23 protein-coding genes are annotated in these 22,411 nt (G+C 52.6%); 8 read left to right on the top strand and 15 right to left on the bottom strand.

Annotated features, from left to right (window positions below):
- Positions 1 to 56: 56 nt before the first annotated feature.
- Positions 57 to 464: a hypothetical protein gene (locus LG200_RS00700; protein ID WP_226755684.1), complete on the bottom strand. Its 408-nt coding sequence runs from the start codon at positions 462 to 464 to the stop codon at positions 57 to 59.
- A 267-nt stretch (positions 465 to 731) separates the two neighbouring features.
- Here LG200_RS00700 and LG200_RS00695 point away from each other — a divergent pair, with 267 nt between their 5' ends.
- Positions 732 to 1,262, top strand: coding sequence for a hypothetical protein (locus tag LG200_RS00695; RefSeq protein ID WP_226755683.1), 531 nt, complete (start codon positions 732 to 734; stop codon positions 1,260 to 1,262).
- A gap of 99 nt (positions 1,263 to 1,361) precedes the next feature.
- Here LG200_RS00695 and LG200_RS00690 read toward each other — a convergent pair whose 3' ends face one another.
- The 8 genes from LG200_RS00690 to LG200_RS00655 all read right to left on the bottom strand — a co-directional run bounded on the left by LG200_RS00690 (position 1,362) and on the right by LG200_RS00655 (position 8,398).
- Positions 1,362 to 1,871 (bottom strand): TPM domain-containing protein, encoded by a 510-nt coding sequence (locus tag LG200_RS00690; RefSeq protein WP_226755682.1) that lies wholly within the window; start codon positions 1,869 to 1,871, stop codon positions 1,362 to 1,364.
- A gap of 3 nt (positions 1,872 to 1,874) precedes the next feature.
- Positions 1,875 to 2,750, bottom strand: coding sequence for a TPM domain-containing protein (locus LG200_RS00685; RefSeq protein WP_404809783.1), 876 nt, complete (start codon positions 2,748 to 2,750; stop codon positions 1,875 to 1,877).
- The gene (locus LG200_RS00680) at positions 2,751 to 3,344 is read right to left on the bottom strand and encodes a LemA family protein (RefSeq protein WP_226755681.1); all 594 of its coding nucleotides are present in this window, start codon (positions 3,342 to 3,344) and stop codon (positions 2,751 to 2,753) included.
- 62 nt (positions 3,345 to 3,406) lie between these two features.
- The gene (locus tag LG200_RS00675) at positions 3,407 to 4,363 is read right to left on the bottom strand and encodes a uracil-DNA glycosylase (RefSeq protein WP_226755680.1); all 957 of its coding nucleotides are present in this window, start codon (positions 4,361 to 4,363) and stop codon (positions 3,407 to 3,409) included.
- Complete coding sequence (gene rimI / locus LG200_RS00670) at positions 4,360 to 4,821, bottom strand: ribosomal protein S18-alanine N-acetyltransferase (protein ID WP_226755679.1); 462 nt, start codon at positions 4,819 to 4,821, stop codon at positions 4,360 to 4,362. The genes LG200_RS00675 and rimI overlap by 4 nt, the downstream gene beginning before the upstream one ends.
- Positions 4,818 to 5,513 (bottom strand): tRNA (adenosine(37)-N6)-threonylcarbamoyltransferase complex dimerization subunit type 1 TsaB, encoded by a 696-nt coding sequence (gene tsaB / locus LG200_RS00665; protein ID WP_226755678.1) that lies wholly within the window; start codon positions 5,511 to 5,513, stop codon positions 4,818 to 4,820. Before tsaB ends, rimI begins: the two co-directional genes overlap by 4 nt.
- Complete coding sequence (locus tag LG200_RS00660; protein ID WP_226755677.1) at positions 5,510 to 7,450, bottom strand: ATP-dependent DNA helicase; 1,941 nt, start codon at positions 7,448 to 7,450, stop codon at positions 5,510 to 5,512. Before LG200_RS00660 ends, tsaB begins: the two co-directional genes overlap by 4 nt.
- A gap of 219 nt (positions 7,451 to 7,669) precedes the next feature.
- The gene (locus tag LG200_RS00655) at positions 7,670 to 8,398 is read right to left on the bottom strand and encodes a proteasome-type protease (RefSeq protein ID WP_226755676.1); all 729 of its coding nucleotides are present in this window, start codon (positions 8,396 to 8,398) and stop codon (positions 7,670 to 7,672) included.
- A 139-nt stretch (positions 8,399 to 8,537) separates the two neighbouring features.
- Here LG200_RS00655 and LG200_RS00650 point away from each other — a divergent pair, with 139 nt between their 5' ends.
- Both LG200_RS00650 and LG200_RS00645 read left to right on the top strand, forming a co-directional pair.
- Entirely contained in the window at positions 8,538 to 9,575 is a 1,038-nt protein-coding gene (locus LG200_RS00650) for an NADP(H)-dependent aldo-keto reductase (RefSeq protein WP_226755675.1), read from the top strand.
- 193 nt (positions 9,576 to 9,768) lie between these two features.
- A complete protein-coding gene (locus tag LG200_RS00645) occupies positions 9,769 to 11,865 on the top strand; it encodes a TonB-dependent siderophore receptor (RefSeq protein WP_226755674.1) in 2,097 nt (698 codons plus the stop codon).
- An 80-nt stretch (positions 11,866 to 11,945) separates the two neighbouring features.
- On the opposite strand, the gene LG200_RS14105 is transcribed toward LG200_RS00645, so the two are convergent.
- Entirely contained in the window at positions 11,946 to 13,559 is a 1,614-nt protein-coding gene (locus tag LG200_RS14105; RefSeq protein ID WP_319004522.1) for a methyl-accepting chemotaxis protein, read from the bottom strand.
- A 529-nt stretch (positions 13,560 to 14,088) separates the two neighbouring features.
- Between LG200_RS14105 and LG200_RS00630 the strand changes: the two genes are divergently transcribed.
- Entirely contained in the window at positions 14,089 to 15,084 is a 996-nt protein-coding gene (locus LG200_RS00630; RefSeq protein WP_226755673.1) for a 2-hydroxyacid dehydrogenase, read from the top strand.
- A gap of 10 nt (positions 15,085 to 15,094) precedes the next feature.
- Positions 15,095 to 15,409: a DUF1971 domain-containing protein gene (locus LG200_RS00625; protein ID WP_226755672.1), complete on the top strand. Its 315-nt coding sequence runs from the start codon at positions 15,095 to 15,097 to the stop codon at positions 15,407 to 15,409.
- A 2-nt stretch (positions 15,410 to 15,411) separates the two neighbouring features.
- Here LG200_RS00625 and LG200_RS00620 read toward each other — a convergent pair whose 3' ends face one another.
- A complete protein-coding gene (locus LG200_RS00620) occupies positions 15,412 to 15,861 on the bottom strand; it encodes a hypothetical protein (protein WP_226755671.1) in 450 nt (149 codons plus the stop codon).
- Between the two features lie 165 nt (positions 15,862 to 16,026).
- Between LG200_RS00620 and LG200_RS00615 the strand changes: the two genes are divergently transcribed.
- A complete protein-coding gene (locus LG200_RS00615; RefSeq protein ID WP_226755670.1) occupies positions 16,027 to 17,007 on the top strand; it encodes an AraC-like ligand-binding domain-containing protein in 981 nt (326 codons plus the stop codon).
- A gap of 6 nt (positions 17,008 to 17,013) precedes the next feature.
- Here LG200_RS00615 and LG200_RS00610 read toward each other — a convergent pair whose 3' ends face one another.
- Together LG200_RS00610 and LG200_RS00605 are read right to left on the bottom strand one after the other, a co-directional pair.
- Positions 17,014 to 17,250 carry a DUF2798 domain-containing protein gene (locus LG200_RS00610; protein ID WP_226755669.1) on the bottom strand — a complete coding sequence of 79 codons (237 nt, stop codon included), beginning with the start codon at positions 17,248 to 17,250 and terminating at the stop codon, positions 17,014 to 17,016.
- A 49-nt stretch (positions 17,251 to 17,299) separates the two neighbouring features.
- Positions 17,300 to 18,043, bottom strand: coding sequence for an SDR family oxidoreductase (locus LG200_RS00605; protein ID WP_226755668.1), 744 nt, complete (start codon positions 18,041 to 18,043; stop codon positions 17,300 to 17,302).
- A 132-nt stretch (positions 18,044 to 18,175) separates the two neighbouring features.
- On the opposite strand from LG200_RS00605, the gene LG200_RS00600 reads away from it, so the two are divergent.
- Positions 18,176 to 18,796, top strand: coding sequence for a TetR/AcrR family transcriptional regulator (locus LG200_RS00600; protein WP_226755667.1), 621 nt, complete (start codon positions 18,176 to 18,178; stop codon positions 18,794 to 18,796).
- A 33-nt stretch (positions 18,797 to 18,829) separates the two neighbouring features.
- Here LG200_RS00600 and LG200_RS00595 read toward each other — a convergent pair whose 3' ends face one another.
- Positions 18,830 to 20,749 carry a peptidase U32 family protein gene (locus LG200_RS00595; RefSeq protein WP_226757264.1) on the bottom strand — a complete coding sequence of 640 codons (1,920 nt, stop codon included), beginning with the start codon at positions 20,747 to 20,749 and terminating at the stop codon, positions 18,830 to 18,832.
- A gap of 175 nt (positions 20,750 to 20,924) precedes the next feature.
- On the opposite strand from LG200_RS00595, the gene LG200_RS00590 reads away from it, so the two are divergent.
- Positions 20,925 to 21,131: a hypothetical protein gene (locus LG200_RS00590; protein WP_226755666.1), complete on the top strand. Its 207-nt coding sequence runs from the start codon at positions 20,925 to 20,927 to the stop codon at positions 21,129 to 21,131.
- Between the two features lie 11 nt (positions 21,132 to 21,142).
- Here LG200_RS00590 and LG200_RS00585 read toward each other — a convergent pair whose 3' ends face one another.
- Positions 21,143 to 22,363 (bottom strand): hypothetical protein, encoded by a 1,221-nt coding sequence (locus tag LG200_RS00585; protein ID WP_226755665.1) that lies wholly within the window; start codon positions 22,361 to 22,363, stop codon positions 21,143 to 21,145.
- Positions 22,364 to 22,411: the final 48 nt, after the last annotated feature.

Genomic DNA, 22,411 nt, shown 5'->3' with positions numbered 1-22,411 from the left:
TCTTGGATGCTGCGGATTTTATAGTGAAACGTGCCCCGCGTCAGCCTGAACAATACTCAGGCAACCGTCGCAGGCGTGTGCCCCAATGCATAAAGCTTGTCTCGCAGCTCAGCAAACTCTGGCTCCAGGTCCACTACGTAATAATTGGCCGTATGACCAAAACTGAGATTGACCGCATATCCCAAGGCAATAGAGCGCGCAGGGAAAGGGCCGCGTGCCACAATGCCGCGTGTAAGGCTACCGGAAACCAGTATGTTTCTTGATGCCGGCGGTATCTCACCATACTGTGCGGCCTGGGAAGAGGGGATCAGGTCTATGAACTGGTAGAACTGCTTCTCACCATTCGGCAGCACCTGCCCGAACTGCTCAGCCATATAGGCTTCAATCGCGGCGACGTCTTCATCTTCATAGACACCTACCAGCCGCACCCCTTGAATTACATTACCCTTGAACAAGGCTTTCATCTTGACGCCCCTCTCTGGAATAAATCCATATTAAATATATCGTCACGCTGCCGTTAAAACTGAGGTACAAGTCATCTTTTTTTACTCATCTGCAAAAAATTGAGCAAAGTCCATTCCAGTTGCCTTTTGATGCTTTACCCACAATGATGAAAAACTGTTATAACCTTATTCCCGCAAGGATTATGAAAACCGCATAGACATGATTGACCGCAAAATGACCCAACTTTGTTTTCCAGATCAATTTAATGACGTTTCATCCGCAAGCATATGACCCAAATCACCAGTACCGAATGGGCCGCCTGGGTACAGGCAATAGGCTCGATAGTTGCAATCCTGGCCGCTATCGGCATTTCCGCGTGGCAAAACCATGTAGATACCAACCGCAGACGCATGGAACAACGTGGTTATTCCAAACGCCTGATGTCAGTGACGCATAAAATCGCCTACGATATCTATCTGACTCTGCATAACATTGAACAGTTGCGTAGCAATCCACTAAAAAATGAAACACGGATAATGCGCGACTTCAACCGCAGCAAGCTGGGACGGCTGGAAATGGCCTTGCATGCCATCCCCATCCACAACCTTGGCACTATTACGGCGGTAGAACAGGTGATGATCATCTTTTCGCAGCTGGAAGCTGCCAATGAATTGCTGGCTCCGGAGCCAGCCGACATGAAGCATCATATCGACCATGTCCCATGTAGCGAGATATATGGCCGCTCCTGGCGACCCATCGTGGAAGCTTGCCGGGTGGCCAGCTATACGCTGCGCGGCGAAGTCCTGAATTACACATAAAAGGTACTGAAGGCGTGTGGATACTGTTCACACATCCGCTCACGCCATGGTATCAATGTGCACTGCATGGTGCATGTGCACATTGCCATACCTTCTATATCAGAGGACTATCGGCCTGTTCGACAATTCGTTTTTGCCCTCACCAGCCGAGGGGAAATGCTGTTGCAATGATTTACCGATTTCAGTGATGCCGTAAATCACGCCCTCTTCAAACTTGCCCTGCCTGAACCGTGCCTCCATTGCCTTGCAAATGGATTCCCAGCCTTGCGGGCCGAGGTGGCGGTTAATGCCCCTATCCGCCAGAATTTCGACATCATGGTCTGCCAACAACAGGTAAATCAGGACCCCATTATTCTGCTCGGTGTCCCAAATGCCCAGTTGTGAAAACAAGGTGATGGCACGTTGACGAGGCGTCACCCCGCGCAGGATATCCAGAGGGTGCAGGTCCCCTTCTACGACAAACCGTATTTCGCCGCTGTGGGTCGACTCGCTGGTAGTAATCGCCTGTTCGATATGATGCAGGGCAGATTTGGGAAAATGCCTGCGCACATGCCAGGGCGTGCTGAACAAATGACTAAAAAATCTCAATATGGGATGACGCTTCTTCATGATTCACCAATCGCCTGAGGCGCCACCTCCCCCAAAACCACCACCGCCGCCAGAAAAGCCGCCGCCCCAGCCGCTTCCGCCGCCAAATCCTCTTCCATAACCGCCGCCAGGAATAGCCAGTCCACCCATCAGGGTGATAAAAAACGCCACAACTGCCAGCACAATGGCAAACAGCATGCCTCCACCCAGCGCCATGACAGCGACGCCCACCAAACCGGCATTGATGGAACCTCCAAGGAAATTACCGAAGATGGCGCGCAGTACTCCGCCCAGAATGAGGCCGCCAAACAGCAGCAATGGCAGCATTTCACCAAAGCCGCCTGTCCCCTGTCCGCCTTGCTTAGGAGGCGCAGGCAGTCCTTCACCGGAAATAAGGCGCGTCAGGTAGTCCAGCGCATTATTGATACCGGTATAAAAATCCCCCTGGCGGAACGCAGGCGCCATCACGTCAGAAACAATGCGCTTTGCAATCACATCCGGCACCGCGCCTTCAAGACCATACCCAACCTCAATGCGCATTTTCCTGTCATCCTTGGCCACCAGTACCAGCACGCCGTCATCAACCTTGCCGCGCCCCAGCTTCCAGGCTTCCGCCACCCGTAGTGAATATTGCTCTATCACCTCAGGTTGCGTAGTAGGAACAATCAGCACCACAATCTGGCTGCCTTTTTCCTGCTCAAACTGTGCCAGACGGGACTCAAGCGCTGACTGCTGCTCAGGGCTGAGCGTATTGGTGAGGTCAGTCACTCGATGCTGCAGATCAGGGATGGCAACCTCATCCGCCGCCTGCGCCAGGCTGGCAAACGCCAAGCCCAGCAACAGGATGAACGCGCTAACCTTACCGGAAAGTGTCTTGATCAAACTGGTTGGTCTTTCCACTTATTTATCAAAACTGACGGCGGGCGCCTTGGAAATTTCGCTCTCGTTTTCCACCGAGAAGTTTGGCTTGGTCTTATAGTCAAACAGCTTGGCTGTCATATTATTCGGGAACTGGCGAATGGCAGTGTTATAGGCCTGTACCGACTTGATGTAGCGGTTGCGTGCCACGGTCACGCGGTTTTCTGTGCCTTCCAGCTGGGCCTGCAAATCGCGGAAATTGGCATCAGCCTTCAATTGCGGATAGTTTTCCGCCACCGCCATCAGGCGCGACAATGCAGAAGTCATCTGGCCCTGCGCGGCTTGGAAGCGTGCAAAGGCCTGCTCATCGTTCAGCAACTCGGGCGTTGCCTGGATGCTGCCCACCCTGGAGCGCGCATCAGCCACCTGAGTAAGCACTTCCTGTTCATGCGAGGCATATCCCTTGACGGTATTCACCAGATTGGGCACGAGATCGGCACGGCGCTGATACTGGTTAAGTACTTCCGACCAGTCTGCCTTGACCTGTTCATCAAGGGTCTGGAATGTGTTATAGCCGCAGCCGCTCAGTGTCAGCACCATCAGCAAGGCTGTCAGCTTCAACCAGATTTTTTGCATTTTTTCTCTCCTAGCGAGTAAATTCAGTCAACAGGTTCACCAGTCGCCTGGCAAACCAAAATCTATTCCACAGATGGGGTCGCCACTGCTGATTGCAAGCCCCGCATGGTATCAAGGGCAAAACACAAATCATCCCAGGCCCGCGCCTTATCGGGCAAATTACGCAGCAGGTATGCCGGGTGATAAGTCACGATCACAGGTACCCCATGAAAGTCATGCAGCCTGCCTCGCAATCCTGCAATGCTGCTTTGGCTTGCCAGCAGCGACTGGGCGGCAAACTTGCCCAGGGCCACAATCAGCTTGGGCTTGATCAGTTCCACCTGGCGCTTGAGGTAGGGGTCGCACTTGACGACCTCCTCACCCTGCGGATCACGGTTGGCCGGGGGACGGCACTTCAGTACATTGGCGATATAGACATTCTCGCCGCGCTTGAGTTTAATTGCTGCCAGCATATTGTCCAGCAACTTGCCTGCCGGACCAACGAAAGGCTCGCCGCGCCTGTCCTCTTCAGCGCCTGGCGCTTCGCCGATAAACAGCCATTCAGCGTGGGGATCCCCTACCCCAAACACTGTCTGGGTACGCGTGGCTGCAAGACTGCAGGCAGTACAGGTCGGCACATCCGCTTGCAATGCCTGCCAGTTCATTTCCATAATGCCAGCGCGCCTGTCCCTGACCGGCTCCAGCAACCCTGGCTGCGGTGCTAAAGCTGCCGGGAAAGTGCTGGATTCTTCATCAAAATATCCCAGCTGCTCAGTTGTCGGCATACCGGCCTCTTCTGCAAACTCCGTCTGCAATACAGGGGCATCATCAGCTTGACTAAATGCAGGCGCAGGCTCGGCAACCTCATCTTGCACCGACTGTACTGGCTCATCATGCTGTTGGGCTGCTGAAGACACTTCTTGGACCTGCGCCTGGGATGGCGTCTCTGCCAGCGAAGGATGCTCTCCTGACTGAACGCGCAAATGCCAGACCGGCAGCAGCTCCAGCTCCCTTAGCATGTCTTCACGGCCAAGGCTCATAATGCGACTCCCATCAATACCGCATCTTCACGGCCATGTTTTGCCGGATAGTAGCCGCGACGTATGGCCATTTCATTAAACCCCATGCTTTCATACAGGCTTATAGCCGAGATATTGGAAGGCCGCACTTCGAGAAACATATTGAGCGCGCCATGGCGGCGGGCGGTATCCATCATGTGCTGCAGCAGGCTCCGGCCCAAGCCCCTGCCCTGCCATGGCGCAGCTATGCTGATATTGAGCAGGTGCGCTTCATCCAGCACCATCATGAGTACGGCATAGCCGAATACCTCACCATTTTGTTCATATACCCAGCAGCTATACCCCGAGTCGAGCGAATCTCTGAAATTGCCGCGAGTCCAGGGATAAGGAAAGATTGTGGGCTCTATACGTGCCACTTCATCCAGGTCATGCTGCTGCATGGGGCGCAAGCTGGCTTTAACATTGAGGACGGCATTCATGCTGCGTTCGCCTTGGCCAAGCGTTCACTGGTTTTCAGGGCGACCTTGTTGCGGATATATACGGGGGCCGCCTCATCCGCAATCCGTCCTTCACCCGCCAGGAATCCCGGCAAAGCCAGGGCCGCGATCGCGGCTGCACGCGGATAGGCCTCTGGCAGGAGGTTGCCCGCCTGGCCTACATAACACTGCTGCAGGGCCTCTGCATAGCTTTGCCAGCCGCTGCCTGCCCCTGTCCAGCCGCTTCCTTCCACAGCAGGCACATCTTCCGGCTTGTATAAGCCGGGCGCGACTACCTCCTTCCATCCTGCTCCCTGCTTGATATAAGCCGCGTGATAGACCTCGCCCATACGGGCATCCAGGCACGCGATCACCTTGTCAGCACCTTGGGCATCCTCGGCTAGGGCCAACAAGGTGCTGACACCAACCACGGGCAAATCCGCACCAAGCGCCAACCCTTGCGCTACACCGCAACCAATGCGCAAACCCGTGAAAGAGCCTGGCCCTGCGCCAAAGGCAATGCCATCCAGATCGCTCAGCTCCACACCAGCCTCATCCAAGAGCTCGCGCAGCAATGGCAATATGCGCTGCGAATGGCTCTGTCCCGCCAGCATTTCGCGCTGGATCAACCTGCCGTCCAGCAGCAAGGCCAGGGAAAGATATTCAGTAGAGGTGTCTAAGGCGAGAATATTCATGCAGGATCTGTGGGAGTTGAAGCAAAGAATTCTACTACATCTGCCACCTCCCGCGTCCGGCGCATGGGCGGCAAGCTTTGCCAGATGCGTCGCCCGTAAGGCTTGCTGATCAAGCGCGGGTCACAGATCATGAGCACGCCGCGGTCCGCCTCGTCACGGATCAGCCTGCCGGCTCCCTGCTTCAGGGTGATCACGGCATAAGGCAACTGATATTCCATGAAGGCATTCTTGCCTTCGGCATTCATCTTGTCGATGCGCGCAGACAGTACCGGATCATCTGGAGGTGCGAACGGCAGCTTGTCTATAATCACCGCGGAAAGCGCCTCGCCCCTGACATCCACGCCTTCCCAGAAGCTTTGCGAACCCACCAGCACGGCATTGCCCAACTTGCGGAAACGCTCAAGCAACTCGCTACGCGCAGTATCCCCCTGCATCAGCAACGGATAGTCAAGGCCCCCGGTTTCAAACGCATCCTTGAGCAGGGCATGGACATCTCGCATCGCACGCAGGCTGGTGCACAGGACAAAAGCGCGGCCGCGGCTGGCCTTGATCACCGGCAATGCCATTGCCGCCACGGCTGAGGCATAACCGGGGCTGTTGGGTTCCGGCATACCCTGCGGTACATAGAACAGGCCTTGGGTGCCGTAATCGAACGGGCTGTTCCAGTAGCCGGTCTTTGCCTCCTCAAGACCCATTTGGCCGAGGTAATGGCTAAAGTCGCTTTTCACCGCCAGCGTAGCGGAGGTAAATATCCAGGAACGCGGCTGGGCATTGAGCTGCTTGCTGAATCCTTCAGCGACAGACAGTGGGGTAGCATGCAGTTGCACAGACTGGGTAAACACTTCCACCCAGCGTACCAGGTTGGCATTTTCAGCGCTTTGCCAGCGCTGCAGCATCACCTGCAAGGCCAATGCGCGCTGCCAGCAATTTTCCACCGACGGCTCCCGTTCCGCCTGGCTTTCCAATATCGCGGCAAGCGCTGCCAATTTTTCCTGCATCAGGGCATACGCGCTGTCAAAATTGCGTAAGGCCAGCGCCTTTTGCACCGGCAGGCGCACGCCCTCGTAAGCAAAGATCAGGCGGAAGTCGCGCACGGCCTTTTCCAGGGCAGCAGTAGCGTCCGGCAATGCCGTGCAATCCTTGATGGTAGTAATGTATTCAGCATGCGCATCTCGTGCCAGCTCCATGAGCTGGCTGGTGGAAAACCCCTCGCCAAAGAAAATGCCCGCCACTTCGGGCAATTGGTGCGCTTCATCGAAGATCACGGTATTGGCGGAAGGCAGCAACTCGGCCACGCCTTCATCCCGCAGCATGACATCGGCAAAAAAGAGGTGATGGTTGACCACCACAACATCAGCCGCCAAGGCACGTTTGCGTGCCTCCATGACAAAACAGTCTTTGTAGAACGCACATTCCTGTCCCATGCAATTGTCACGGGTGGAAGTCACAGCGGGCCAGATCGTGGCGCTTTCCGGAACGGAAGTCAGCTCGCTCTTGTCGCCGGTGCCGCTGTTCTCGGCAAAAGCCTGGATTTTATGGACATAGGCGGCATCTTCCCGTGAGTAGAACTTGCCCTCATTCATGGCGCGCTGGAGGTGGAAATGGCAGACGTAATTGGCACGTCCCTTGAGCATGGCCACCGTTACCGGCACCTTGAGTGCATCGCGCACCGCTGGCAGGTCACGATTGAACAGCTGGTCCTGCAAGGTCTTGGTGCCGGTGGAAATAATCACCTTGCCGCCGGAAAGCAGCGCGGGAACCAGGTAGGCAAAGGTCTTGCCAGTGCCTGTGCCGGCTTCGGCCACCAGCTGGCGATTATGCTTGATGGCATCGGCAATGGCCTGTGCCATTTCCTGCTGCTGGATGCGCGAGCGATAGCCAGGGATGGTCTCCGCAAGCGGACCTTCCGGCGAAAAAACATGGTCTAGATCACTCAAGAATGGCTTTCAAATCAGGCAGGAAATACCCAGCCATTATACTTAAGTTGAGGAGAATGACGCCCAGCAAATGATGATGAAGCCAAGACTGCCAGGTAAAACACTGGAGACAAGGTGTTAGTAAAATTCCCGGTGATTCTTAAAGGTTCCCGGCACAATGACCATCGAAAAATGATCGCAACGCTATTGCAAGCAACTCCACTTAAAGAATTGCGGCAATCAACACCAGTCTGGGTTAGGCAACCCGGCAAATACCTGCCTCAGGCCATCCGACCAGCCCTGCCTGACCATGGTGTAATAAGGATCGCTTTCGGTAAGGCGCTGCTTGCAATCCGCATTGAAACTGTTGCTGCGGTAAATCAGCAAATCAATCGGCGCGGCAACGGAGATATTGCTGCGTATGGTGGAATCAAAGGAAATCAAGACACACTTCACCGCCTCCATGATGTCGCTGTCATTGGTGATAACGCGGTCTATGATGGGCTTGCCATACTTGGTTTCGCCAATCTGGAAATAAGGGGTTTCATGGCTGCTCTCAATGAAATTACCGGCAGCATATACCGAAAACAGGCGCGGCTGCTCTCCCTTGATTTGTCCGCCCACCAGGATGCTGGCACTGAATTCGGTATTGTGGTTCTTCAGGTGCTCATTATCCTGCTCATACACTGCGCGCAATTGATCCCCCACCAGCTGGGCAGCATCGAACATATTGGTGACATTGTGCAGATTGACACCTTCGCTGAGTTTCAGCGCCTCTCGCAGGCGGTTGATCACGGCCTGCGTAATTGCCAGGTTGCCAGCAGTCATTAGGGTGATCACCCGCTCGCCGGGCACTTCAAACACATTCATCTTGGGGAATATTGCCACCTGGTCCACGCCGGCGTTGGTACGGGTGTCAGAAGCTAGCACAAGTCCCTGGTCAAGCAATAAGGCAACGCAATATGTCATGCTGGAAACATCGTCAGTGAAGGTGGATCAATCATACGCATGCAAGAATGCCTCGACAATACCACGCTTGGAGTAGTGTCACTTTTAGCCAAGAAATCGCGTAAACTTGATTTTTAGCCGTCATTTTCAGGTACAACATATGGAATATCGCAAGCTGGGAAAATCAGACCTCAACGTTTCCGCCATCTGCCTGGGCACCATGACCTATGGTGACCAGAACACCGAGGCCGAAGGCCATGAACAGATGGACTATGCCTTGGCGCAAGGCATCAATTTCATCGATACCGCAGAGATGTACCCGGTGCCGCCCAAGGCCGAAACCGTGACCCGCACCGAGACCATCATAGGCAGTTGGCTCAAGAAACAAGCGCGCGACAAGGTCATCCTGGCGAGCAAGGTGGCAGGCGGCAACCGCAAGATGGAATGGATACGCAGCGGCCCAAAAGCAGTGGACCGCGCCAACGTGCGCGCTGCCATTGAAGGCTCGCTCAAGCGCCTGCAAACTGATTACCTGGACTTGTACCAGATCCACTGGCCAGAACGCAACGTGCCTATCTTCGGCCAGTATCAGTTTGATCCCGGCAAGGAAAAGGAATGGGTCTCCATCCATAACCAGCTGGAAACGCTGGCGGAACTGGTCAAGGAAGGCAAGGTACGTTATATCGGCGTTTCCAATGAGCAGCCCTGGGGCGTGATGGAATTCATCCGCCTGTCCAACCAGTACAACCTGCCGCGCATTGCCTCCATCCAGAACAGCTACAGCCTGCTCAACCGCGGGTTTGAGTTCGGCATGACAGAGATCGTCTACCGGGAGCAAGTCAGCCTGACGGCTTATTCCCCGCTGGCGTTCGGCCATCTCACTGGAAAGTACATAGACAATCCGCAAGCCCAAGGCCGCGTCAACCTGTTCCCTGGCTACGCGCAACGCTATACAAAACCCAACGTCGCGCCCGCAAGCGCAGCCTATGCTGAACTTGCCCGCAAGCACGGCCTCACTCCAACCGAGCTCGCACTTGGCTTTGTCTATAGCCGCTGGTTCGTCACCAGCACCATCATCGGCGCCACCAGCATGTCCCAATTGCAGGAAAATATCGCGGCCTGGCAAAAACCACTCAATGAAGAAATCCTGCAGGAAATAGAAGCCATCCATTTACGCTATATGAACCCCGCCCCTTGAGCCTCCCAGGCCATTGGACCATCCAGGAATCTCCTCCATCCGTCCTTGTTGATACTTGCAGTATTAACAAGGATTTACAGCCGATTCTCTTTGCCACATAATCATTTAATGATATTGCTTATCATTAAATGATTGTGGATTCAGTACGGCTATTGCCTGAAGTCCATAAAACATCACAACGGGGAGAGGACAAATGCATCAATATTCCTTCGGTAGGCTCAAACTTGCCATTCACCTGCTGCTCATGGCAGGACTGTACCAAGGTCACCATTTGGCTTATGCGGACGAAAATTCCGAACAGGAATCAAATCCGGCCTCGCTTCCTGTCGTGACCGTAGTAGGCTCCGCAGACAAGACCGGTGATAACTTTAAATCCACGGCCCAATCGGTTTCTATCATTAATGAACAAGACATCAAGGATATCGGCGCTAATAGAAAATTAGATGATTTATTGTTATACGAAGCTGGCGTAGTCAGCCAACAATATGGCATGGACAATAAGTCTAATTGGTTCAGGATCAGAGGCTTCAATGCCAATACCACCCTGGACGGAACCGCGATTTCCAATAATGGTTTCTTTGTGTGGGAGCAGGAAATCTACGGTTTGGAAAATGTTGAAGTCCTAAAGGGTGCCAATTCGTTCAATTACGGCGCCACCGACGCGGGCGGCACCATCAACCTGGTGTCGAAGCGTCCTAAAGACATAGAGCAAAGCGAGATCAACTTCAGCGTCGGCAACTTTAGCAGGCGTACTATCAGCGGTGATTACAATGGAATATTAAGTCAAGAACATGGGGTGCGCTACCGCCTTGTGGGTCTGTATTCCAAAGGCAACTTCCCCCAAGATCACACTGGGATGGAACAGTACTATTTTGCCCCCAGCATTTCTTGGGATATCTCTGATCGCACCAGCCTTACGATCCTAGCCAGCGCTATGAAGAAACAGGGAACACCCACTAGCGGATTTATGCCGGCCTATGGTTCGCTTATCCGTACCCCTTACGGCAAGATAGGTTATGACACCTATCTAGGCGAGCCTAATCGGGACTACTTTGAACGCCGTCAGTATTCCTTGGGCTACGAATTCAGCCATGATTTTGGTGAGCACCTCAAATTCACTCAAAATTATCGTTACGGCAAAATGGACCACGACTTTCTGACGACCTTTGCTTTTGACTCAGATAGCGATAGATTAGGCAGTCGCGGCTATTCTCTCCTAGATGGAGATTCCACCGTACATAGCGTGGATAACCGTCTAAGCAAAACTTCCGTTTTTGGAAATTTCGAAAATACCTTGATGGTAGGTTTAGATTACAAACGCAGCAAGGCTGATGCACAGCATAATGGGTTTGGTGGCGCATCTCAGATTGACTTGTTTAATCCAGTTTATGGGACTCCATTTTCGGTTGTAAGCAATCCCTATGAAATTAGGCTAAAGCAAGAAGGGATTTATGCTTTCAACAAACTCAACTGGAACGACATTGTGCTGTTCAGTATAGGTATTCGGCGAGATAACTACGATACCAGTTCCTTAACCGGAGCCAGTCAGACTTATAACGCTGACAAGGGTGATAAGAATACGCATAACATTAGCCTCATGGTGAATACACCCATTGGCCTGTCTCCCTATGTAAGCCATTCAACTTCCTTCAATCCTCAAGTTGGGGCTGATGGCAATGGTCGTCCATATCAGCCCTTAAGTGGCAAACAACTAGAAATTGGTTTCAAGTATGAACCTACTTGGATGAAGGGAAGCTTTAATCTGGCGTTCTTCGACCTCAAGGAAGACAATGCTCTAGTGCAAGACTCTCTCACCTTCGTTCAGGCTCAGATAGGCGAGCGCAAGAACCGTGGTATCGAACTTCAATCTGATTGGCGCATTAATGACAATTTGAATGCGAAACTGAGTCTTACCCACAATAATGCTGAACAGGACTACGATAGAACAGGTGATTTAATACGCTCAGGCAGAGCGCAGCTTATTCCAGATCATCAAGCAGCTGTCAAACTCAACTACAAACATACTCAAGGCACAGTGCTGAATGGTCTCAGATTAAGTCTAGGAGTCCGTTACAATGGCAGCACCGAAGATAAAGCCAACCATCCGGGTTACACAGTGCCTTCCTATACTTTGGTGGATGCTACGGCAATTTACCCAATCGCAAAGAACTGGAGCTTACAGGTGAATGCCACCAATTTGCTTAACAAGGAATATCTCAGTGTATGTGAAGGTACTTGCTTCTATGGCACCTCCCGCACCGTGGATGCCCAGCTCAGCTACCATTGGTAGTCTAGCAACTGGATGGCAGTCCAATCATGCCTGATGACTGCTGTCCAGCCTAAACTAGCCTTGTGACTCTTTAATTTCTTTCACCCAGACGACTTGGCATTGAGCGGTACTGATCCATTATCCATGCCATGCAGTTTGAAACGGCCAACCGTTTGCGCCAAGTCATCCGCCTGTTGCTGCAAGGCAGCTGCGGCAGCCGCAGCCTGCTCTACCAGGGCTGCATTCTGTTGGGTTACTTCATCCATCTGAGAAATGGCGATATTCACCTGATCAATCCCACTGCTCTGCTCCTGGCTTGCGGTGCTGATCTCGGACATGATTTCGGTCACGCGCTTAACGCTATCGACGACCTCCTGCATGGTCGTTCCAGCTTCTGTCACCAGCTTTTCCCCAACGCCGACCCGCTCCACTGAATTGCCTATCAGCTCCTTGATCTCCTTGGCAGCGACCGCAGAGCGTTGCGCCAGCATCCGTACTTCGGAGGCCACCACCGCAAACCCGCGCCCTTGCTCCCCAGCACGTGCCGCCTCGACGGCCGCATTCAACGCCAGGATGTTGGTTTGGAAAGCAATGCCGTCAATCACAGCAATAATGTCCACAATATTTCTTGATGCCTCATTGATCGACCCCATCGTCGAAACAACCTGTGATACAACACCACCGCCACGCAAAGCGATCTCTGACGCCAATACGGCAAGCTGATTGGCCTGGCGGGCATTGTCGGCATTCTGCCTGACCGCAGACGTAATCTCTTCCATGGAGGAGGCTGTTTCTTCCAGGGCGCTTGCCTGCTGTTCTGTACGCGATGACAGGTCCAGGTTGCCGGAGGCAATTTCACTGGAGCCAGTCGCAATCGCATCGGTTCCCTGACGCACCTTGGCTACGATGTTGGTCAGGCGATCGTTCATATCCTTCAGGGCAAGCAGCAACTGTCCGGTTTCATCGCGCGAGGATGCTTCAATGTTGGCAGTCAGGTCGCCTGAAGCCACGGTCTTTGCAATAGCGATCGCACTATTGAGCGGACGGGTGACTCCCGTGATGATCCAATATGTAAGAATCGCCCCAAATGCCGTCAACACCGCCAGGGTTAGCAAGATCGCAGCCGCTGCGAGATCATGGTATCTCTGCGCTGCGGCCTGGTTTTCCTCGCGGATGCCAGCCGAACGCTCCTCCACAAATGCCACAATCTGGTCAATCTGCTGTGTAGGCACCCGGTCCATGCCTTTGACCAGCATGTCCACCGTCTGCGGGCTTTCTAACTTTTGGTGATTAAATCTATTTAAAGCTTCCAGATAGTTGATCTCCAGCTGCGACAATGCCTGCTTGGCATCACTCACTATCGGTGTATCCAATCCCATTTTTTCAAAAATTGTCATGAGCCTGTCTAGGCCATCCTGGGTTTCCTTGCCGCTCTTGATAAAGGCGTCCCGGTATTTGTCGAATGCCTCGGGATCATGACCGCGTAGCAGAATATTCTTCCACTCCTGTATCTGGATCTTGAACGTGACCTGAGTCTTGCGTGCGGTATTGATAGCATCTTGCGCCATTGATGCCTGCTCAATCGTAAGCTGGAGCAGATCGTTTGTTTTGGAGAGCGTCGTCCACCCCACCATGCCCAGAATCAAAGAGCCAATAAGTAAAAGCGCGCTCAATCCGATCAGGCGCGTGGATATTTTAAGATTGCTAAGTTGCATGGCGGTACTCAATATGAATGGAATAAGGTAAGCAGAAATTGCGCTGTTGAGAAAATACGCCAGCAAAAATGAAGAAGCAGCAACAAGACATTTTGCGCATAATATTGGGAATTTATGACAAATTGATGTCACTTTTGCTGCATTAGGACTAGGTAGGTGCGCCTCGCTTGCATTCATGCATGACATCAAAACAAAAAATCATCATAAACAGTGGGTTATAAAATATCTTTGTCACACGAGTGTCCTTTTTTCGTTCTCGCGTGTCATTACTAATAGAAGACCTGTATTTTTTAAGGTTTTACGGAATAACAATTCGAAGCGAGTCTATTCGCCACGCACATTTCCCTGATTTCTGGATTTATCCACCCTTCCCCGTAAGGGGAAGGTTTACTTTTAATCTGTATACCAAGTTTTTCAGGTTCTCAATCCGCCACCGTATGCCTTATCATGGGTTCTATTCCCCCGTTGCCCCACAAAGGCTGACAAGGGGCACCATTGCACTTTCCCCGTCAACCCACAAGGAAACTCGATGCGTATCGTTTTTTTCAGCACCCAGGCTTATGACCGTGAAAGCTTTCTCGAGCACGACAAACCCAACGATGCAGAATTTGTATTCCAGCAACCCAAACTGACTTTGGAAACGGCGGTTCTTGCCGCTGGGGCTGAGGTAGTTTGCGCATTCATCAATGACGATCTGTCCGCTCCCGTTCTGGAACAACTTGCAGCCAACGGTACACGCTTGATCGCCCTGCGTTCAGCCGGGTACAACCATATTGACCTGGAAGCAGCCACACGACTTGGCCTGGCAGTAGCACGAGTACCATCCTATTCGCCGCATGCCATTGCAGAACATACTGTCGCCTTGATACTGGCACTCAACCGCCACCTGACACGGGCTTATAATCGCACGAGGGAGGGCGACTTCAGCCTGCGCGGCCTCACGGGCTTCGACCTGGTAAACAAGACAGTGGGTATCATCGGTACGGGCCAGATAGGAGCTGCATTTGCCAAGATCATGGCAGGGTTTGGCTGCAAACTGCTGGCATATGATCCTTATCCCAACCCTAAGGTAGTAAAGTTGGGTGCGCAATATCTGGAGCTGGATGAACTTTTTGGCCAGGCCCAGATTGTCAGCCTGCATTGTCCATTGAGTCCCAGCACTTATCACCTGATCAATGCGAGCACACTAGGCCGGATGCAGTCTGGCAGCATGCTCATCAATACCAGCCGTGGCGCACTGGTGGATACTCCTGCAGTAATTGAGGCGCTGAAAAGCGGCCACCTGGGTTACCTGGGCCTGGATGTCTATGAAGAAGAGGCCGATCTGTTTTTCGAGGATTTGTCAGATTTTCCTTTGCAGGATGATGTGCTGGCACGCCTGCTGACTTTTCCTAACGTCATCATCACTGCCCATCAGGCATTCCTCACGCGCGAGGCCCTGAATGCGATTGCAAGCACAACCCTAGCCAACATCAGCGCATGGGCCGAGGGATCACCGCAAAACCTGGTCAACATAGAAGGATAGGCGCTCCATCATGAAAACACCCATGAGTCATATCCCGCCCCAGCTTCCCAGTGGGCTGGAGGCCTACAAACGTACCCCGGAATTTACACCTGACAACCTGCCTCCAGCCTTGCAAACCTCACACTCCACAAAACCTGGCGTTTGGGGTTTGCTGCATGTACTGGCAGGCCAGGTCATCTACCGCCTGGCCCCGCCATATGAACAATCCACCATTGCCAATGCAGGAGATTCCATCGTGATATTGCCGGAAATTGTGCACTCGGTGGAATTCGGTAGCCCCGGCAGGTTTTATGTGGAATTCTACCGGGCGCCCACTTCTGATTGATTTTACCTCACTCTCATCAGAGTAGATTTCAAGATGAGCACTGCTCCCTTACCAAAGCCATAACTGGTGGTAATCAGGCTGGCAAAAAGATATATCTGGAACACATGCTGAGCCAGGCTCTGGGGCGGCTCAGCCGTATCCAGCACAGGAAACATCCCCATCAACAGGAACAGGCTGGAATTGGTAAAAGCCCCTACCACCATTGCCCAGCGTACATGCCAGGGCAGTGGCACCCTCGCCGCATAGAACCCCAATATCAGGGCAGACATAAGCAGAAAATCGATATGGGCCTGCAGTACCCTGGTTTGTTTTCCTGGAAAAACGTCAGGTAGCCCCGGTACGCCAAAATTCAGCCCGACCATGCACCAGGCCAGTATCAATGCCATGATGATCCAAAGACAGGCGCCACGGATCATGACCAGATTCAGGGCTTTGTCATCTTGTTGCTGCATATTCACACTCCATCGTCATCAAACGCACCATTATGTGAACAAGCAGGTGATCGCACTTGATTGCAGGAGCGCAAAAACTTGATCCAGACGGTGGTTTTCTGATTTACCTTGTCTCGCACTTTCAATAATATTCAATCCATATCATCCACCCTGTCGGGAACGCGTATGGATACAGCGACAAGAGGCCGCGCTATTGACCACGGCCTGCACCTCTCTACCGAGCGTTACGCTCCGGGCCAGCGCCATGAATGGCTGCGCAACGTCATTGGCAAGGAGTACGCACACGTCACGATTAGCGTGCCAAAGACAACACCCCTGTTTAACGAAATGAATATCTACCCATGGCAGGACATGAGGCTTTCCAGCATCAAATCCAATAGCATTACTATCCATCGAAAACCTGGCGAATGTCATAGCGTTAGCCAGGATGCCTACTTTGCGGTCATTCTGCTCTCAGGCAAGTACCTGCTGGAACAGAACGGGCGAGAAGTCTTCCTAAAGCCCGGTGAAATGACGCTTTATGACGCCACCCGCCCGCACCGCATCTATTGTCCCGAGCCTTTTTCCAAGCTGATCGTGTCCATTCCGCGCGCGCAATTACGCCATCGCCTGGCAGGAGTGGAACACTGCACTGCACGACAGATCAGCAATCAGCACGGGGCCTGTGCCATTACCTCCGACTTTATCCAGTCTGCCGCCAGGCACGTCAACGAATTGAGCATGGAAGCATTTGCAGGCATGGCAAGCCAGGCCCTGGACCTGTTGGCATTGTCGATTGCAGAAGTGCGTCCGGGAAATTACAGCCTGTCACGCAGCCGTTCACTTTCACTTTATAGAGTGAAGGAATTGATAAACGGGCTCTTAGCAGACGCCACGCTGGATACCAGCGCAATCGCCAATGCCAGCGGGTTGAGCCCACGTTATATCAACAGCCTGTTCGAGGATGAAAATACATCTCTCATGCGCCATGTCTGGCAACGCCGCCTGGAAAAATGCAAACAGGATATGCTGAACCCTGCCCAGCGCGGGCACAGCATTTCCGAAATTGCCCTGCGCTGGGGATTCAATGACCTCGCTCATTTTAGCCGTGCCTTCAAGAAACAGTTTGGCCTTGCGCCACGTGAATATCGGCAATCAGGCAATTGACAAGCCTCAATCGTTTTCCACGACCAGGTTGAGCAATTTATTCACCATGGGTGCAATCAATAAAATCGCTACAAACACTACAGGCCATGCAATCGAAAAGGCTTTGGCCCATTGTTCAAGGAAGACACGGGAAGGTACATGCCGACTGAATAAAATAATGCAAGAAACGATCATTGAAGTGCTGGCGGACATCACCAGGGCAAACATGATTTTTCTGTATTTTCTTGAAAGTTTCCGCGCCATGTTCAGTGCCACATTTTTTTGAAATCAAGGGAGTGATGAACCAATCGCCTTACCAGGGCAAGGCATCATTCTCGTGGAAGAAACCACCACTCTCCCCATCTTGATTCAGCGTTGCCAGGCGTACGCTGGTTTTGCTGCTGTCTTCAACCTCCATGGGCGCATGCTCACCCCCGAGCTGGGTTTTGACCCAGCCAGGATGGGCTGCGTTGATCTTGATATTGGTATTCTTCAACTCGTGTGCCAGATGCACGGTATAGGCATTGAGCGCGGTTTTTGAGGCATTGTAGGCAAAACCCTTGGCCGGCTCTATAGGAGAATCCGCCATGCTGTGAAGTGTCAGTGACGCAAGAATACTTGAAAGATTGACGATGCGCCCAGCAGAAGCCAGCTTGATCAATGGCAGCAATTTCTGCGTCAACTCAATCACGGCAAAGAGATTTATTTCAAAGGTTTCATGCAATACCGTGCTACTGACCGTGCTGCTATTGTTTACTCCAATCAGATTTTCTTTAAGCACGCCGGCATTGTTGACCAGAATATCGAGTTTGCCGAAATGCTGTTTGATATATTCTGCAACCAGCCCTGCCGTCTCCGGCTTAGCCGCATCATAATGAACGACTGCCGCATCAATGCCCAACCCCTGCAACTTGTTGGCAGCCTCCTGGCCGCTCTCTATATCCCTCACCCCAAGAATCACTGTAATTCCCTGCAAGCCAAGATCCTTGGCTGTTTCATATCCTATGCCGCGATTTGCGCCAGTGATTAATGCGACTTTTCCATTAGCTGCTGCCATGATGATTTCCTTTTATTTAATTAATATACCAAACGGTAAATTAATATTAATTCCCATCCTATTTTCCTGTCAACATATTTTTTACCAAGTGGTATAATAATATCCAAATATTAGAAACGAGCCATGAATATCATGAGTGAAATCAAGAGGGGCCGGGGCCGCCCAAGCAAGTTTGATCCGGAAACATCACTGCAAATCGCCATGCACCTGTTCTGGTCACATGGCTATGAAGGCACTTCCATGGCAGAGCTCACAGAAGCCATGAACATCAATAAACCCAGCCTTTACGGTGCTTTCGGCAGCAAGGAGAATCTGTTTCGCAAAGCGATCGAGCAATATATGGCAGGGCCGATCGCCTTTGTCGGTGAGGCCCTTTCTGAGAAAACTGCTTATGAGGTCGTAGAAAAACTGCTATTGAATACCGCCACTTTCCTGACCGATCCAGCCAATCCAAAAGGCTGCATGGTGCTCATGGGAACATTGAGCTGCGGCAAGGAAGCAGAAGCCATCAAGCAGGAAATGATTACGCGCAGGCAAGCATATGAGATGGCATTGAAACAGCGGTTTATCCTGGCGCAGGCACAAGGCGACCTGCCAAAGGACGCAGCCCCAGAGACGCTTGCCAAATATGTGGTCACCATCCACCAGGGCATGACTGTGCAAGCAGTGAATGGCGCCAGCCATGCAGAACTGGAAGCGTTGGCCAAATTGGTGTTACAGAACTGGCCTGCCCCTGGTAATCAGGCTAAATAATGATATAGGCGGCGGAGCTGGATAATGTCCACTCTACTGCGGGCGCCTGGCAAAAAATTGCACGGGTTGCGGCGGTGCCATTTGCAGCACGTTCTTGCGCACCTTGCCCATCACATGCATCTCGCAACGCTTGCAGTCAAACTTGAGGCTGATCCTGTCTTTGCCGCTGACCAAAGTCATGGATTCTGCGGTAATGGTGCCCTGCACGCCGATCACGCCCTTGGCTTCCTTCGGACACATGGCAAAGCTGTAGCGCAGGCAGTGCTTGGTGATCATGACCGGCACTTCGCCCAGCTCTTCATTGGCTTCATACGCAGCCGCAACGGCCTGGACGCCATGTTTTTCATAAAAAGCACGTGCCTGTTTGTTATAGACATTGGATAAATAACTCAAGGTATCCTGCGGATACTGTGCAGGCGGCTTCACAGGCGTACCCGGTTGAGGACGCTGGTACCCAAGCAGGCGCGTCGCTTCCAGTTGTTCCATGGCATCACGGCGCAACTGGTTGACGATGGAGGCAGGGATGAACCATGGCTGGCTCAGCTGCAAGCTGATATTTGCAGCAGAAAAGTCCGTATTGCCGAGCTTGCCCAGGTTTTCATGCAGGCTGGCTTCTGCCTTTTCCTGGTTTTGCGCTGGCTGCTTTTCCGTTTCGCATTGCGCATGTGCCATAAAACCATCTTCATCGGATACCGTAAGGGCGAAGCCTTCATGGGTTTCCTGCAACACCAGCTCCACTGAAATCTTTCGTACAGCGGAATCCTTTTCCAGCAAGCGCATGAAAGCATGGTCGCGGTTGCGGTAAACCTTCATGTTGCGGCGCATGTCCGGCGGCATTTCATTGGGATATAGACGGTTAGCCTGCACGGTGTTGATGCGCATGCCTACCAGCTCCTTGTGCACATCAAAGAAGCAGACGCCGTCGCCGTTATGCAGCTCCAGCGATGTCTCAACTTCAAAATAATCCTTGCCCACCTTGGTCACCCGGCCAATTTCCTCGCCTGAGAATTTTGGCGTATCAAATGCACCAACATCTTCACCCCTGCCATGCACGAAGTATTCAGTGGTACTGCGGTTAAAGGTTTTTTCCGGTTGCGGCGTAAAGCTGAAAATGGGACGGCCGGAAGAAGCTCGCCGGTACCCCGGGGTGTCCTCAAGAATTTCATCCAGGAGCTGGCGATAGTGGGCAGTTGCATTCTTGACGTAAGCCAGGTCCTTGTAGCGACCCTCGATCTTGAACGCACTGACCCCGGCATCCACCAGCGCGCGAAGGTTGGCGCTCTGGTCATTATCCTTCATGGACAGGAGATGTTTATCCTTGGCCAGGATACGGCCCTGGCTGTCTTCCAGCGTGTAGGGCAGGCGGCATTCCTGCGAACACTCACCGCGGTTGGCACTGCGTCCGGTGTGCGCATGGCTGATATAGCACTGGCCGCTGAAGGCGACACAAAGCGCGCCGTGGATAAAGAACTCCAGGTTGCAACTGGTCGCGTCCGCCACTTTCCTGATGGTGTTGAGGTCCATCTCGCGCGCCAGGACGATCTGGGTAAAACCTACCTGGTCGAGAAACACGGCTTTTTCCACAGTACGGATATCGGTCTGGGTGCTGGCATGCAGCTGTATGGGTGGAATATCCATTTGCAGCAGGCCCATGTCCTGCACGATCAAGGCGTCTACCCCCGCATCATAAAGTCGCCAGGCCATGGCGCACGCGCCTTCAAGCTCGTTGTCATGAAAAATGGTGTTGAAGGCGACGAAGACTTCCGCATGAAAGCGATGAGCATGCTGCACCAGCCTGGCAATATCTTCCAGGGAGTTTTCTGCCTTGGCGCGTGCGCCAAATGCCGGGCCGCCGATATAAACGGCATCGGCTCCATGGTTGATTGCGGCAATGCCGTAATCAGCATTCCTGGCTGGAGCAAGCAATTCAAGATGGCGACGGCTCTGGGTCATATCACTAAATGACGGCGGCATCAAAAGCCGTCATTCCATTCAAAAACAAAAGGATGCGCAATATACCACAATCATGCAAGGGGTAGATGCAGGATTCAGGGCCTATCAACCAGTTTGCCAACAAGGGCGGCAGCTTGCGGTATCATGCCAAAATAACATTCAAGGGAGCCTCCCAATGCGCGCCACCGCCATCCGCAACATCTGCTTCGCCATCTGTATCCTGTGCATCCTTGGCAGCCTGCTGCTCGGGATCGCCATGATCTGGGACTGGGTCAAGGATTCTGACTTCATCCACAAGAGCTTCATGACACTGGGCGCCTTGTTTCTGGCCTCGCTGCTTACCCTTTCAGTTGCCAAGAAGCTGGGCGTGAAAGACGAATAAATTGCAAAAGCTCAAGAGGCTGCCAGCCTGACACCCTCTTCGCGCCCTGCAGCCTCGGTCAGCATGGCGACGTTATCTCTGGTGAAGAATCCCTGGAAATCGCCAAAACGCTGCACATATTCAATAATCAGCGAGGAATGCTCCGACGCATTGGAGAATATCTGTTTCAAGCCTTCTTCGCGCGAACCTATTACGTCCAGCAGAAAACCCTGGCCCTGCGCTGCAATCGCATTGACGACAAACTCAATGTTTTCAAACCCCTCACGCTCTCCATCCCGCACGGCTATCGCCAGGTGGTGCAAGCGCGGACCGTAATTGCGCACAAATGTCTCTGTAGGGGATGGCAATTGCTCCAGGTGATTGACGAAATAAGGTGTGTTGTTGGCAGTGAACACCTTGGCCGGGCTCTTGGATTCTGCCAGGCCGTGCGCGCTCTTGGTGACGTTGGTTGAGGAGTTCTGGTTGAAGATATTGTAAGCGCCCCAGAAGTAATAGCTGGACCAGGACAGGTATTCAAGGATCGCCACTTCGCGGTTCTGGCTGTATACCCGGGTGGCAAGGTGGTCTATGGGCAAAAGCAAATCGCCGATGCGCAGCTTGTCCTGCATATTCTTGGCAGCTTCATACGCCAGCTGCACTTCAGAATCTATACGGCTGACGCCCAATGCGTAAACGCGCATTTCATCCGCGGCACGTTCCAGGTAAGCCACGATATTGTGAGTGTAAGGTGAAGGCTTGCTCACTGCCAGGTTACCGGGCAGCTCCAACTTGCGGATTTCATCCTGGGAGAAAAAGCGGAACTCCCGCTCCTGTTGCAGCTTGACCACGTCATGCAGGTCATCCACCCGGATGATTTCCCCCATGTAGCGACTGTTGGGCTTCTTGGCACCTACAGGATAAATCTCGTTGAGACTGCGGAAAATACCACGCAGGTTGGGATCCTTGACTTCGCGTACCAAAATATCAGGCGATTCGAGGCCTATCCTCAATATATGCGTCCAGTGTGATTCACTCTCCAGCGTCACCAGATAATGGTAAGCCGTCATCAAACAGAGCTCGGCAATGTATTTCACCGAATGGCCTGGATCTACCGTAATCATCAATGCATCAATTTCATGCACCATGCTCGTCAGACCCAAAGAATCGCGTTCTTCCAGCAGCTTGACCAGGTATTCTTCAAAAAATGGGGAGTTTTCCTTATCCCCATGGCGTGGAAACTGCAATGAGTTCATGTTTTCTCCTGAAATAATGGCTTCACTTCTTGTTACCCACAGGCTGGA

Origin of the sequence: Methylobacillus caricis, from assembly GCF_020532705.1 — a bacterium.
GTDB classification, from domain to species: domain Bacteria; phylum Pseudomonadota; class Gammaproteobacteria; order Burkholderiales; family Methylophilaceae; genus Methylobacillus; species Methylobacillus caricis.
The sequence above is the reverse complement of the archived record's forward strand: the minus strand, read 5'-3'. Positions and strand labels throughout refer to the sequence as shown.